At 72.4% G+C, this 13340-nt stretch carries 13 protein-coding genes; 6 read left to right on the top strand and 7 right to left on the bottom strand.

The genetic code is table 11. The features are described from left to right. Nucleotides 1–4 precede the first annotated feature (4 nt). Nucleotides 5–694 carry a lipid-binding SYLF domain-containing protein gene (locus H596_RS0112940; protein ID WP_037301327.1) on the top strand — a complete coding sequence of 230 codons (690 nt, stop codon included), beginning with the start codon at nt 5–7 and terminating at the stop codon, nt 692–694. Between the two features lie 101 nt (nt 695–795). Here the strand turns inward: H596_RS0112940 and H596_RS21460 are convergent, their stop codons facing one another. From H596_RS21460 to H596_RS0112925, 3 genes are all read right to left on the bottom strand, one after another. Further along, the gene (locus tag H596_RS21460) at nt 796–1065 is read right to left on the bottom strand and encodes a hypothetical protein (RefSeq protein ID WP_051212952.1); all 270 of its coding nucleotides are present in this window, start codon (nt 1063–1065) and stop codon (nt 796–798) included. A gap of 93 nt (nt 1066–1158) precedes the next feature. Further along, complete coding sequence (locus H596_RS21455) at nt 1159–3183, bottom strand: TRAP transporter permease (RefSeq protein WP_245584010.1); 2025 nt, start codon at nt 3181–3183, stop codon at nt 1159–1161. Between the two features lie 101 nt (nt 3184–3284). Continuing rightward, nucleotides 3285–4262 (bottom strand): TAXI family TRAP transporter solute-binding subunit, encoded by a 978-nt coding sequence (locus tag H596_RS0112925; protein WP_027285252.1) that lies wholly within the window; start codon nt 4260–4262, stop codon nt 3285–3287. A gap of 143 nt (nt 4263–4405) precedes the next feature. Here H596_RS0112925 and H596_RS0112920 point away from each other — a divergent pair, with 143 nt between their 5' ends. Continuing rightward, nucleotides 4406–5107, top strand: coding sequence for a CBS domain-containing protein (locus H596_RS0112920; protein WP_245584009.1), 702 nt, complete (start codon nt 4406–4408; stop codon nt 5105–5107). On the opposite strand, the gene H596_RS0112915 is transcribed toward H596_RS0112920, so the two are convergent. Further along, entirely contained in the window at nt 5108–6334 is a 1227-nt protein-coding gene (locus tag H596_RS0112915; RefSeq protein WP_084602758.1) for an alpha/beta fold hydrolase, read from the bottom strand. A 296-nt stretch (nt 6335–6630) separates the two neighbouring features. Here H596_RS0112915 and phaR point away from each other — a divergent pair, with 296 nt between their 5' ends. Next, the gene (phaR, locus tag H596_RS0112910; protein ID WP_027285249.1) at nt 6631–7170 is read left to right on the top strand and encodes a polyhydroxyalkanoate synthesis repressor PhaR; all 540 of its coding nucleotides are present in this window, start codon (nt 6631–6633) and stop codon (nt 7168–7170) included. Nucleotides 7171–7360: 190 nt separating this feature from the next. On the opposite strand, the gene fabG is transcribed toward phaR, so the two are convergent. From fabG to lepA, 3 genes are all read right to left on the bottom strand, one after another. Further along, nucleotides 7361–8098, bottom strand: a complete 738-nt coding sequence (gene fabG / locus H596_RS0112905) for a 3-oxoacyl-[acyl-carrier-protein] reductase (protein ID WP_027285248.1) — start codon at nt 8096–8098, stop codon at nt 7361–7363. A 13-nt stretch (nt 8099–8111) separates the two neighbouring features. Further along, nucleotides 8112–9053, bottom strand: a complete 942-nt coding sequence (gene fabD / locus H596_RS0112900) for an ACP S-malonyltransferase (protein WP_027285247.1) — start codon at nt 9051–9053, stop codon at nt 8112–8114. Nucleotides 9054–9116: 63 nt separating this feature from the next. Continuing rightward, the gene (lepA, locus tag H596_RS0112895) at nt 9117–10922 is read right to left on the bottom strand and encodes a translation elongation factor 4 (protein ID WP_027285246.1); all 1806 of its coding nucleotides are present in this window, start codon (nt 10920–10922) and stop codon (nt 9117–9119) included. 159 nt (nt 10923–11081) lie between these two features. On the opposite strand from lepA, the gene H596_RS0112890 reads away from it, so the two are divergent. From H596_RS0112890 to H596_RS0112880, 3 genes are read left to right on the top strand one after another with little or no spacing between them, the layout of a single operon-like run. Beyond that, entirely contained in the window at nt 11082–11468 is a 387-nt protein-coding gene (locus H596_RS0112890) for a cupin domain-containing protein (protein ID WP_027285245.1), read from the top strand. Between the two features lie 52 nt (nt 11469–11520). Further along, nucleotides 11521–12921 carry an amidase family protein gene (locus H596_RS0112885; RefSeq protein WP_027285244.1) on the top strand — a complete coding sequence of 467 codons (1401 nt, stop codon included), beginning with the start codon at nt 11521–11523 and terminating at the stop codon, nt 12919–12921. Next, nucleotides 12918–13268: a hypothetical protein gene (locus tag H596_RS0112880; protein WP_156910112.1), complete on the top strand. Its 351-nt coding sequence runs from the start codon at nt 12918–12920 to the stop codon at nt 13266–13268. Before H596_RS0112885 ends, H596_RS0112880 begins: the two co-directional genes overlap by 4 nt. Nucleotides 13269–13340 lie beyond the last annotated feature (72 nt).

The following is a 13340-nucleotide window of genomic DNA, read 5'->3' as shown; positions in this document are numbered from 1 at the left end:
CGCCATGCTCCGCCGCGCCCTGTTCGCCGCCCTCCTGCTCTGCGCCGCGCCCACCGCCCGCGCCGATGCGCTGCAGGAATCGCAGGCGCTGGTGGACCAGGCGACCCTTGCGCTCCCCGAGCTGCTGGCCTTCGGCGAGCCGGGCCTCGAGCAGCAGGCGCGCAACCTGCTGCGCGAGGCGCGCGGCGTGGTGGTCTGCCCGCGCATCTTCCGCGCCGGCTTCTTCTTCGGCGGGCGCGGCGGCGGCTGCGTGATGCTGGGCCGCATGGCCGATGGAAGCTGGACCTCGCCCGCCTTCTTCGCCCTGGGCGGCGCGGGCTTCGGCCTGCAGATCGGCGTGCAGGACATGGCGCTGCTCATGATCATCCGCAGCGAGCGCGCGCTCTCCGCCCTGCTCGACAGCCAGTTCACCTTCGGCGGCGATGTCGGCCTCTCCGTCGCCACGCTCGGCGCGGGCGTGCAGGGCGCGCTGACCTCGGCCCTCGGCGGGGCGGATGTCGTCACCATCGCGCGCACCCGCGGCCTCTTCGCGGGGCTGAGCCTGGAGGGCTCGCTCTTCTCCTCGCGCAGCGAGTGGAACCGCGCCTATTACGGGCGCGACATGGCCGCGCGGCAGATCGTCCTGTTCGGCGAGGGCCACAACCCGGCCGCCGACCGGCTGCGCGGCGAGCTCTCGCGCTTCGTGGCGCGCTGATACGGGCGGCATGACATGCCGACCGTATCGCGCGCAGGGCTGGTGTGGCGGCTGCGCGCCAAAACAAAGGCATACCAGCGGCCGCACCGCTTTCGGAGGGGTCAGAAGCAGCGGCCGCTGGTATGAGGCGCCCGGCGTCGGAACGTGACCTCCGCCCAGGCGCGTGAGGCGATGGCGGCGATGCGCTCAGGCTGATTGGCGAGCCGGTTCCAGGCGTCGCAGGGGGCGTTGCCGATGGCGTCGTCGCTGTCGAGCACACGGTTGCCGAGCGTGTGGGTGCGCAGGAAGGCCCGGCTGTTCTCGACCGGGTTCGCCTCGCGTGCGCAGGGCAGCGGCAGCAGCGGCGTGTTTGTGGCGGGGGGCGCGCTCATGGTCGCTGGTGCGCGGCAGGCAGCGCCAGCCCCGCGGCCAGACCGCGCGCGGCCCAGAGGCGGGTGATACGGGCGGCGGTCACGCCGACCGTATCATCCCGTGCTGGCCGCGGCCCGCCCGCGCCGCGCATATTGCTGCCCGAGCAGCAGCAGCCCGAGCCCCAGCCCCACCCAGTGCGGGGCGGGGATGCTGTCGGCCGCCACCGCCTCGACGATGGCGGGGAACACCATCAGCAGCCCCGCCAGCGCCATCAGCCAGCGCTCCCACCCCGCCATGGGCCGCAGCCCGTAGCCCTGGGTCGCCGAGGCCAGCGCCGCGAGGCCGAGCGTGGCGAAGAGCACCTGCCACACCGCGTCCATCCAGCCCATGCCGGGCAGGAAGTTCAGCAGCAGCGCGACGCCCTGGGGGTCGGTGACGAAGACGAAGGGCAGCACGAAGGCGGGCAGCGTGTACTTCCACGCCATCAGCGTGGTGCGGTAGGGCCCGCCGCCGGTGATCGCGGCGGCCGCGAAGGGGCTCAGCGCCGTGGGCGGAGAGACCTCCGAGAGCACCGCGTAGTAGAAGATGAACATGTGCGCCGCGTAGTCGGGCACGCCGAGCTTGATCAGCGCCGGCGCGGCCACCACCGCGCAGATGATGTAGCTCGCCGTCACCGGCACCGCGAGGCCGACGATCCAGACGATCAGCCCCGTGTAGATCGCCGTGACGATCAGCGAGCCGCCCGCCGCCTGGATCGCGATGTCGCTGAACTTGAGGCCGAGCCCCGTGAGCGTGATGCAGCCCACGATGATGCCCGCCGCCGCGCAGGTGGCGGCGATGCCGATGGCCTGCTCCGCGCCGCTGGCCAGGGTGCGGATCAGCTTGCGCGGCCACAGCGCATGCTCGCGCGAGAGGAAGGAGAGCGCCACCGCGAGCAGCATCGCGTAAAGCACCGAAAGCGTGGCCGAATAGCCCATCGCCATGAAGGCCACGATCGCGATCAGGCTGGTGAAGTGGTACCAGCCGCGGCGGAACATCGCGCCCACGCGCTCCACCGCCATGGGCGTGTCGTCCTGCCGCGCGCCGCTCGCACGGATGCGCCGCTGGTCGAGCTCCACCATGAACAGCAGCGCCGCGTAGTAGAGCACGGTGGGGATGATCGCCATGATCAGCACGTCGAGGTAGCTGATCTTCAGGAACTCCGCGATCAGGAAGGCCGCCGCCCCCATGATGGGCGGCGAGAGGATGGCGCCCATGCCGCCCGCGGCCAGCAGCCCGCCCGCATCCTGCGGCGTGTAGCCCACGCGCTTCATCATCGGCCAGGCCACGCTGCCGATGGTGACGGTGGTGGCCACGCCCGAGCCTGATGGTCCGCCCAGCAGGAAGGCCGAGAGCACCACGGTGCGCCCCGCGCTGGTGGGCTTGCCGCCTGTGGCCGCGAAGGAGAAGTCCACGAAGAACTTGCCCGCCCCCGTCGCGGCCAGGATCGCGCCGTAGAGCGTGAACAGGATGATCAGCGTGGCCGAGACATCCACCGCCGTGCCGAAGATGCCCTCCAGCGTGATGGAGAGGTGCGGGATCAGCCGCTCCGCGTCGTAGCCGCGATGCGTCCAGGGCTGCGGCAGGTGATTTCCGAAGAAGGCGTAGAGCAGGAAGGCGATGGCCACCACCGGCATGATCGGCCCCGTGGCGCGCCGCGCCACCTCGAGCACCAGGGCGATGAGCAGCCAGCCCACCACGATGTCCATCGGCTCGGGGAAGATGATGCGGTCCTGCAGGTCGTCGCCGCCCGAGATGAGATACCAGGTGACGTAGAGCCCCGCCGCCACCAGCGCGACATCCCAGGGCATCACCCTGTCGCGGTAGCGGCGCGCCACCGGATAGAGCAGGAAGCCCAGCACCATGGTGAAGCCCACATGCGCGAAGCGCAGCGTGGTGGTCGGCACGATGCTCCAGGCCGCGTAGAGGTGGAACAGCGACATGGCGAGCGCCACGCCGACCGCCACGACGCCCATCACGCCGCCCAGGCGGTTCATCACGCCTTCCTCGGCCTCGATCAGCCGCTCCACGCGCTTCGCGGTCTCGGCGTCGAGCGCCTTGGGGTCCATCTCGGGGGGCAGATGCGTGGTGCTGGACACGGGCGGGGCCTTTGCGCGGAGGCTCGAGAAGCGGCGCGGGCGCGGCGCGGGAAAAAGGGCGCTCGGACGGAAATCCGGGCGCCCCGGGGGTTCGGCGCGGCTCAGCTCAGGCGGGCGCCGGCGTTGCGCCAGAAGGCCTCGGCCGCCGGATGCCAGGGCACGCCCGCCGCGGCGGATTTCTGCTGCTCCAGCGTGAAGTCGCGCGCCGCGGAATGCACGCGCGCCCAGTCCTCGCGGTTCTGCCACAGCACGGTGAGGATCTGCGTGACGAGCTGCGGGTTCGCGTCCTCGCGCACCGCGAGGATGTTGGCCACCGAGAGCTGATGGTTCGGCGTGGTCTGGCCCGGATAGGTGCCCGCGGGGATGGTCTCGGCGAAATAGACCGGCCCGTGCTCGCGCACGATGGGCTCGAGCAGGTCGGCGTGGTCGATCAGCACGAGCTGCGTGCCCGGCGTGGCCGCGAGGTCGGTGATGGCGCTGGTGGGCACGCCCGAGACGAAGAAATAGGCGTCGATCTTGCCGTCACGGATGGCGTTGGTGCTCTCGGCCGGCGAGAGGCGCTCGCGCCCGCGGAAGTCGCGGTTGATGTCGAGGCCCGCGGCGGCGATCAGGCGCAGCGCGAACAGCTCGGTGGCCGAGGCCGGCGCGCCGGTGGAGATGCGCTTGCCGCGCAGGTCCGCCATGGAGCGGATGTTGCGGTCCGCCACCGTCACCACCTGCATGCGGTTGGTGTAGAGCACGGCGATGGCGCGCGTGGGCACCACGCGGCCGCGGAAGGGCCCGGCGCCGCGCACGGAATCCACCGCCGCGTCCACCTGGCCGAAGACGATCTGCGCGCGGCCCGCGCCCAGAAGCTGGAAGTTGGCGACCGACCCGGCCGTGACCTCGGCCGTGGCCGAGACGCCGGGGATGCCGCGGGTGAGATAGTTCGCGAGCGCGCCGCCGAGCGGATAATACACCCCGCCGGTGGTGCCGGTGGCGATGCTCATCTGCGTGCCCTGCGCGCGGGCCGTGGCGGCGAAGAGCGCGGGGGCGGCGAGGGCGGCGCCCAGCGCGCCGCGGCGGGTGATCTCGTTCATGAAGCTCCTCCCGGAAAAATGGACAGTTGCCCGGGAATAGGCGAAGCCGCCCGCCGCGGGAAGGGGCTTGTCCATTGCGCTGGCGCAAGGCGCGGCCGGGCAAGCCGGGGCAGGCTGCACTTACCCATCATTGGAGGCCCGCCATGAAAACCCCGCTCACCGCGCGCGACCTGATGACCCCCGATGTCGTCACCGTGCCGCCCGAGACGCCCGTGATCGCCGTCGCGCGGCTGCTGGCCGAGCGCGGCATCAGCGCCGTGCCGGTGCTGGGCGCGAAGGGCGAGGTGCTCGGCGTGGTGACCGAGGCGGACCTGATCCGCCGCCTCGCGGGCGAGGAGGACAAGCCCATGTCCTGGTTCGCGAGCCTCTTCTCCAACCCGGCCGAGCTCGCCGAGCGCTATGCCCGCACCCATGGCGCCACCGCCGCCGACATCATGACCACGAGCGTGGTGACGGTGGGCGAGGACGACACGGCCGCGCACATCGCCCATGTGATGGAGGAGCGCGGCATCCGCCGCGTGCTGGTGGTGAGCGAAGGGCGGCTGCGCGGCATCGTCAGCCGCGCCGACCTGCTGCGCGCGCTGGTCGCGCCGCCGCCGGCCGAGGAGGCGATGTCGGACGAGCGCATCCGCCGCGCCGTGCTCGCCGCCATGCAGAAGGAGCCCTGGGCCGACAGCTTCTACACGCTGGTGGACGTGAAGGACGGCATCGTGACCTTCCACGGCTTCATGCGCGACGCGGGGGTGAATCGCGGCCTGCGCGTGCTGGCGGAGGGCATCCCCGGCGTGAAGGGGGTGAAGGACGAGACGCAGCCCATGCCGATGTATCTCTTCGCGGGCACCTGATCACAGCGCCCTGATCCAGCCCAGCAGGGGCCGCCACAGCGCGGCCTCCGCCCCCATCCCGGCCACCATGCCGACATGGCCCGCCTCCGCGACATGCAGGGCGGCGGCGGGCAGGGCGGCGGCCAGCGGCCGGGCGCTCGCCGGCGGCACGATCCGGTCGCGCGCCGGAATCGCCAGGAAGGCGGGGCCACGCCAGGCGGCGGGCGTCACGGGCAGCCCCGCCACCGCCCATTCGCCGCGCATCGGCGCGTTGCGCCCGTACCAGTCGCGGATCGCCTCCCGCGCCACGGGCGCGGCCAGCGGCACGCCGTCGTTCAGCCAGTCCTCGATGGCGACGAAGCGCCGCGCCCGCGCCGAGGCGGGATCGAGCCGGCCGAAGGCGCGGAACTTCTCGCCCACCCCGTAGGGGTCGAGCAGGGCGAAAAGCCATTGCAGCGCGTCCACCGGCAGCGCGCCGGCCGGCTCCATGAGCGGCTCGAGCCCGGGCAGCAGCCGCGCGAGTCCCGCCGCCTGCGAGTCGGCGTGGAAATCCCAGGGCGTGGCGAGCAGCGCGAGCGCCCGCACGCGCCCGGGCTGGCGCAGCGCGGCGGCGAGCGCGAGCAGCCCGCCCATGCAGTAGCCCGCCAGCACCAGGTTGCGCGGCGCGGCCTGGATGGCGCGTTCGAGCCGGCCGGCGATGTGGTCGGTCAGGGTGAAGCGGCGCTCCGCCTCGCCCGGCCAGCCCCAGTCGAGCAGCAGCGGCCGCACGCCGTTCGCGCGCAGGAAGCGCAGCAGCGAGGCGCCCTCGTCGAGGTCCAGCACATGGGCGCGGTTGACCAGCGAGGGCACGAAGAGCACCGGCCGCCCCCGCCCGCCGTAGTCGAGCAGCCGCGCCGCGCCCTCGCGCCACAGCACGGGCGGGTCTTCCAGCGCGCGGCGGTGCGGGTGGCGGCGATAGGCGGCGATGCCCCTGAGCAGCGCCGCATCCTGCCGCCAGAGGCGGCGCAGCACGGCCGCCCGGAACAGCTCAGGGGCGCGGCTTTGGCCGGCGGCCTGCAGTTCGGCGAGGCGCGCGGCGATCCGCGCCGCCTCGGCCTGGCCGGCCTTCGACCGCGGCCAGCCGGCGCTCCAGCTCGGCAAGCCGGGCGCGGAGGGCGGCGGCATCGTCAGCGCCAGAAGCCCGCGCATCCCGCCCAGCATCAGGTGCAGCGGCAGCGGGCGGGGGCCGCGGCGGGGCGGCGGGCTCATCGCCGCGCCCCCGGCCCATCGCGCCCAGCGCCGCGGCCTGCGCGCGCCAGAAGGCGGCCATCAGCGCCACCCCCGCCGCCCAGGCCTCGGCGAGTTCCGCATCCTGAGCCAGCGCCGCGATCTCGCTCTCCCAGAGCGCGATCCAGTCGGCGGCCAGGCGGTCGAAGTCGTCGGAAGGCTCCATCCATGCCCGTGGGGTGTCGTGCATCGCCGGATGCGTCGTCGGCGAGAGGCTTATCGCATCCCCGCCCGCCCGTGCTAGGCTTCCCCGCAACGAAAGGTGCAGGGGAAGAGGCATGGCCGACCAGACGGCAGAATCGAAATCCGCGACGCCGCCCGTCGTCGTCAAGAAATACGCCAACCGCCGCCTCTACAACACCGAGAGCAGTAGCTACGTCACGCTCGAGGATCTGGCGCAGATGGTGCGCCAGGGGCGCGATTTCGTGGTCTATGATGCGAAGAGCGGCGAGGACATCACGCGCGGCGTGCTGACGCAGATCATCGTCGAGGAGGAAGCGAAGGGCAGCCACCTGCTGCCGGAGAGCTTCCTGCGCCAGCTCATCGGCTTCTACGGCGACAGCCTGCAGGGCGTGCTGCCCCGCTATCTCGAGATGACCATGCAGGGCTTCGCCCGCCAGCAGGAGGAGCTGCGCCGCGGCCTGGAGCAGGCCTTCAAGCCCTTCGGGCTCGAGGAGATGAGCCAACGCAACATGGCGATGATGGAGCGCGCCATGAGCCTGTTCACCCCCTTCGCCGGCCGGTCGGAACTGGAGGCGCTGAAGGCCGAGAACGCCCGCCTCAAGGCGGAGGTGGAGGCGCTGAAGGCGAAGGGCTGAGCCCGGCGGGCCGTTCGGCCGCCCGCATCATACCAGCGGCCGCTGATTTCGACTCCTGAGGGGCCGGTGCGGCCGCTGGTATGCCTGTGTTTTGGCGCGCAGCCGCCACAGCGGGTCCCATCGAAGCAAAGCTTCGATGGGTGCCCGGCGACCCTGCGCGCGATACGGCCGGCATGTCATGCCGGCCGCATCAGAACATCGCCATGCCGCCGTTGACGTGCAGCGTGGTGCCGGTGACCCAGGCCGCCTCGTCGGAGGCCAGATAGACCACGGCGGCCGCCACATCCGCGGCGGAGCCCATGCGCGCGAGCGGGATGCGCGCCAGCATCTGCGCCTTGATGGCCTCGCCCAGCTTCTCGGTCATCGGCGTCTCGATGAAGCCGGGCGCGACCACGTTCACCGTCACGCCGCGCGGCGCCACCTCCTGCGCCAGCGACTTGCTCATGCCGATCAGCCCCGCCTTGGCGGCGGCGTAGTTCGCCTGCCCCGCATTGCCGGTGACGCCGACGATGGAGGCGATGGAGACGATGCGCCCCGACCGGCGCTTCATCATGCCGCGCAGGGCGGCGCGCGCCAGCCGGAAGGGCGCGTTCAGGTCCACCTCCAGCACCGCGTTCCAGTCGGCGTCGCCCATGCGGAGCGCCAGCATGTCGCGCGTGAAGCCGGCGTTGTTCACCAGGATGTCGAGCCGGCCATGGGCGGCCTCCACCTGCTCGACCAGCAGGGCGGGGGCGGCGGGGTCCGCGAGGTCGGCGGCGATGGCCTCGGCCCGCGCGCCGAGCTCGGCGGCGAGCGCCTTCAGCTCCGCCTCGCGGCGGCCGGTCAGCACCACATGCGCCCCCTGGCGGTGCAGCGCCCGCGCGATGCCCACGCCGATGCCCGAGCTCGCGCCGGTGACGAGGGCGACCTTGCCGGTCAGGTCGAACATGGGCGCGCTCCTCTCAGAGGCTTTTCAGGAAGGCTTCGATGTCGGCCGGGGTGTTGAGGGCGAGCGCCTGCGCCTCGGGCGCGTTGCGCTTCATCAGCCCCGTCAGCACCTTGCCCGCGCCGATCTCCGCGAAGCGCGTGCAGCCGGCGGCGACCATGGCGGCCACGCATTCCCGCCAGCGCACCGTGCCCGTGACCTGCCGCACCAGAAGCTCGCGGATCGTGTCCGGATCGCTGACCGGGGCGGCGGTGACGTTGGCGACGACCGGCACGGCCGGGTGCGCCATGGCCGCCTTGCCCAGCGCCTCGCGCATCACCTCGGCGGCCGGGGCCATCATCGCGCAATGGAAGGGGGCGGAGACGGGCAGCATCATCGCGCGCCGGATTCCCGCGGCCTTCGCCGCCTCCACCGCGCGCGCCACCGCCGCCGCGGCGCCGGAGACGACCACCTGGCCGCCGCCATTGTCGTTCGCCACCTCCAGCACCTCGCCCCCGGCGGCCTCGGCGCAGATGGCGGCGGCCTGCTCGGGCTCGGCGCCCAGCAGCGCGGCCATCGCGCCCTCGCCCGGCGGCACGGCGGCCTGCATCGCCTCCCCGCGGGTGCGCAGGAGCCGCGCGGCGGTGGCGAGGTCGAAGCAGCCCGCCGCCGTCAGCGCGCTGTATTCGCCGAGCGAATGGCCCGCCACCAGCGCCACCTGCCGGCCGAGGTCGAAGCCGCCCTCCTTCGCCAGCACCCGCGTCACGGCCACCGAGACGGCCATCAGCGCCGGCTGCGCGTTGGCGGTGAGGGTGAGCTCCTCCGCCGGCCCCTCGAAGATCAGGCGCGAGAGCTTCTGCTTCAGCGCCTCGTCCACCTCCTCGAAGGTTTCGCGGGCGATGGGGAAGGCGTCGGCGAGGTCCCGGCCCATGCCCGGGGCCTGGCTGCCCTGGCCGGGAAAGACGAAGGCGAGCGACATGATGATTCCGTGAGAGTGGCGTGACGCCCCTTCGCGCCCCGCCGCGCGGGTGTCAACCGGGCGTCACGCGTCCATCTTCAGCGCGGCGATGAAGGCGGACTGCGGGATTTCCACCTTGCCGAACTGGCGCATCTTCTTCTTGCCCTCCTTCTGCTTCTCGAGAAGCTTGCGCTTTCTCGTGATGTCGCCGCCGTAGCACTTGGCCGTGACGTCCTTGGAGAGGGCCGAGATCGTCTCGCGCGCGATGACGCGCCCGCCGATCGCCGCCTGGATCGGGATCTTGAAGAGCTGGCGCGGGATCAGTTCCTTCAGCTTCTCGCAGATCGCCCGCCCGCGCTTCTCGGCGGCGGAGCGGTGCGCCATGAAGGCCAGCGCGTCCACCGGCTCGTTGTTGACCAGGATGCTGATCTTCACGAGGTCGGACTCGGAATAGCCGTCCATCACGTAGTCGAAGCTCGCATAGCCGCGGCTGACGGACTTGAGCCGGTCGTAGAAGTCGAACACCACCTCGTTCAGCGGCAGGCGATAGACGGCCATGGCCCGGCTGCCGACATAGGTGAGCTCCACCTGCTGCCCGCGCCGTTCGTTGCAGAGGGTGAGGATGGCGCCCAGATGCTCGTCGGGGACGAAGATCGTGGCCTTGATCCAGGGTTCCTCGATGGCGGCGATCTTGGTCGGGTCCGGCATGTCGGCGGGGTTGTGCAGCTCCTGCACCGAGCCGTCCGTCATCCGCAGCTTGTAGACCACGCTGGGCGCGGTCGCGATCAGGTCGAGGTCGAACTCGCGCGACAGGCGTTCCTGGATGATCTCGAGGTGCAGGAGGCCGAGGAAGCCGCAGCGGTAGCCGAGGCCGAGGGCGAGCGAGGTCTCCTGCTCGTAGTGGAAGCTCGAATCGTTGAGCCTGAGCTTGGCCAGCGCGTCGCGCAGCTTGTCGAAATCGTCCGCGTCCACCGGGTAGAGGCCGCACCACACCACGGGGATCGAGGGCTTGAAGCCGGGCAGCGGCTCGGGGGCCGGGTTGCGGTCGTCGGTGATGGTGTCGCCCACCGAGGTGTCGGCCACCGTCTTCATCGCGGCGGTGAGGTAGCCCATCTCCCCGGGGCCGAGGCTGTCCACCGGCACCATCTTGGGCGTGAACACGCCCACCTGGTCCACCGTGTAGGTGGCGCCGTTGGACATCATGCGGATCTTCTGGCCCTTGCGCAGATGCCCGTCCTTCACCCGCACGAGGATCACCACGCCGAGGTAGCTGTCGTACCAGGAATCCACCAGCAGCGCCTTGGTCGGCGCGTCGGGGTCGCCCTTGGGCGGGGGCAGCTTCGTGACGATCGCCTCCAGCACGCCCTCGATGTTGAGGCCGGTCTTGGCGCTGATCTCCACCGCCTCGGAGGCGTCGAGGCCGATCACGTCCTCGATCTGCTGCTTCACGCGCTCGGGCTCGGCCGCCGGCAGGTCGATCTTGTTCAGCACCGGCACGATCTCGTGGTTCGCGTCGATGGCCTGATACACGTTGGCGAGAGTCTGCGCCTCCACGCCCTGGGAGGCGTCCACCACCAGCAGCGAGCCCTCGCAGGCGGCCAGGCTGCGGCTCACCTCGTAGGCGAAGTCCACATGGCCCGGCGTGTCCATGAGGTTGAGGATGTAGGTGTTCCCGTCCTTCGCCTTGTAGCGCAGCCGCACCGTCTGCGCCTTGATGGTGATGCCGCGCTCGCGCTCGATCTCCATGTTGTCGAGGAGCTGATCCTTCATCTCGCGCTCGGAGACGGCGCCGGTGAACTGGATCAGCCGGTCGGCGAGCGTGGACTTTCCGTGGTCGATGTGTGCGACGATGGAGAAGTTGCGGATGAGGTGGAGCGGCGTGTCGGTCATCGGAGCCCGGCTGCAGGGCGGGCGGGGAAGGCCCCGCGCCCGGAGGATGGGCGGGACATAAGGCAGGGGCGGCGGATGTCAAAGCCGGCGGAGGCGCATTCCGGTCCGTCCCCGCCCCCTCTATGAAGGCCCGGCACCGGAGGGAGAGGGGGGCGGCGGATGAGCCAGCGCGCGGAGTTCCACAACATCCATGACGAGGCGGACGGCCTGTTCCGCGAACTCGCCCCCGGCCTCACCACGCGCATCTTCGCGGGCGAGCAGGCCATGCTCTCCATCGTCACCATCGCGCCCGACACCATGGGCGTGATGCACCACCACCCGGAGGAGCAGTGGGGGCTGCTGCTGGAGGGCAGCGCCGTGCGCATCCAGGGCGGGGAGGAAATCCCGGTGCGGAAGGGCGATTTCTGGCGCACCCCGGGCGGCGTGCCGCACACCATGAAGGCGGGGCCCGAGGGGGCGAAGGTGCTCGACATCTTCAGCCCGCCCCGCCCCGAATACCGCAAGCCGGGCAAGGGCTTCGGCACCGGGGGCGCGGCGGGCGATTGACGCCCCGCCGCGTGGCGCGAAGGATGCGCCCCGCGATGCGAAGGGGGCGGCGATGAGCGCGATGTGGGGCTGGACGGCGGCCGAGACGGCAAGGCGCGTGAAGGCGCGCGAGGTCTCGGCCGTGGAGGTCGCGCGCGCCGCGCTGGCGCGGCTCGATGCGGTGAACCCGAAGCTCAACGCCGTGGTCGCGCCGCTGCACGAGGAGGCGCTGGCCGCCGCCGCGGCGGTGGATGCGGCGGTGGCCGCGGGCCTCGCCACCGGCCCGCTGGCCGGCGTGCCCGTGACGGTGAAGGTCAATGTGGACCAGGCGGGCCAGGCCACCACCAACGGCCTCGCCCTGCAGCGGAACCACCGCGCGCGCGAGGACAACCCGGTGGTGGCGAACCTGCGCCGCGCGGGCGCGGTGATCCTGGGGCGCACCAACACCCCGGCCTTCTCGGTGCGCTGGTTCTGCTCGAACCTCGTCCATGGCGCGACCTTCAACCCGCATGGGCGGGAGATCACGCCCGGGGGCTCCTCGGGCGGGGCGGGCGCGGCCACGGCGGCGGGCATCGGCGCCATCGGCCACGGCACCGACATCGGCGGCTCCATCCGCTACCCGGCCTATGCCTGCGGCATCCATGGGCTGCGGCCCACCCTGGGGCGCATCCCGGCCTGGAACCCCTCCCTGCCCGAGCGCGACATCGGCCCGCAGCTCATGGCCGTGAGCGGGCCGCTGGCGCGCAGCATCGAGGATCTGCGCCTCGGCCTCGCCGCCATGGCGGCGCGCGATGCGCGCGACCCCTGGTGGGTGGACGCGCCGCTGCAGGGCCCGCCCGTGCCGAAACGCGCCGCCCTCTGCGTCGCGCCCGAGGGGATGAAGGTGGCGGCCGAGGTGGAGGCGGCGCTGCGCGCGGCCGCCTCCCGGCTCAGCGAGGCCGGCTGGGCGGTGGAGGAGGTGGACGCGCTGCCCCCGCTGCGAGAGCCGGCGCGGCTGCAGGCCATGCTCTGGCTCGCCACCCTGCCGCGCGGCGCCATGGCGATGGTGGAGAAGGAGAACGAGCCCGCCTCGCTCGCCGTCTATCGCCACATGCAGCGCCTGGCCCCGCCGCCCAGCCTGGAGGAGTTCCAGGACGGGCTGACCGCGCGCGCGGGCTTCCTGCGCCAGTGGAAGCTGTTCTTCGAGCGCTTCCCGCTGGTGCTCTGCCCCGTCTCGGGCGAGCTGCCCTTCCCGAACGAGGACGACACGCGCGGCTTCGAGCGGTTCTGCGAGATCATGGAGGCGCAGCTCACGCAGGTGGGGCTGCCGCTGATGGGGCTGCCGGGGCTTGCGGTCACCACCGGCTTCACCCCGGCGGGGGTGCCGGTGGGGGTGCAGCTCCTGGCCGGGCGCTACCGGGAGGATGTGCTGCTCGAGGCCGGCGAGGCGCTGACCGGCGGCGCGGCCATGCCGGTGAAGGAGCCCGCGTGGTGAGGCGGCTGGCCCTTCTCGCCCTGCCGCTGCTGGCCGCCTGCGCGGCGGAGGCGCCCGGCCCGGGCGCGCTGGGCGCCTGCACCGGCCCCGTGACGCTGCGCAACGAGGCGCGGCTGGCGGTGGAACAGTTCTACGCCAGCCCCGAGGGCCCCGGGGCCTGGGGGGAGGATCTGCTCGCCCCTGGCACGCTGCCCGTCGGAGGGGCCTTCTCCGCCCGGGTACCGCCGGGCACGAGCCATGTGCGCGTGGTGTTCGTGGACGGCAGCGCGGCCGAACTCGCCGGGCTCGACCTCTGCCGCAACCGCACGGTGACGGTCACGGGGCGGGAGATCATCGGCGGCCCCTGAGACGGGCGGCGCCTGCGCCGGACGTGCCATGAGGCCCGGCCTGCCCTGGCGGGGGCAACCTTCGGTTGAGAG

Origin of the sequence: Rubritepida flocculans DSM 14296 (assembly GCF_000425365.1) — a bacterium.
GTDB lineage: Bacteria > Pseudomonadota > Alphaproteobacteria > Acetobacterales > Acetobacteraceae > Roseococcus > Roseococcus flocculans.
Note: the sequence above shows the minus strand (reverse complement) of the source record. Positions and strands in the feature narration are given on the sequence as shown.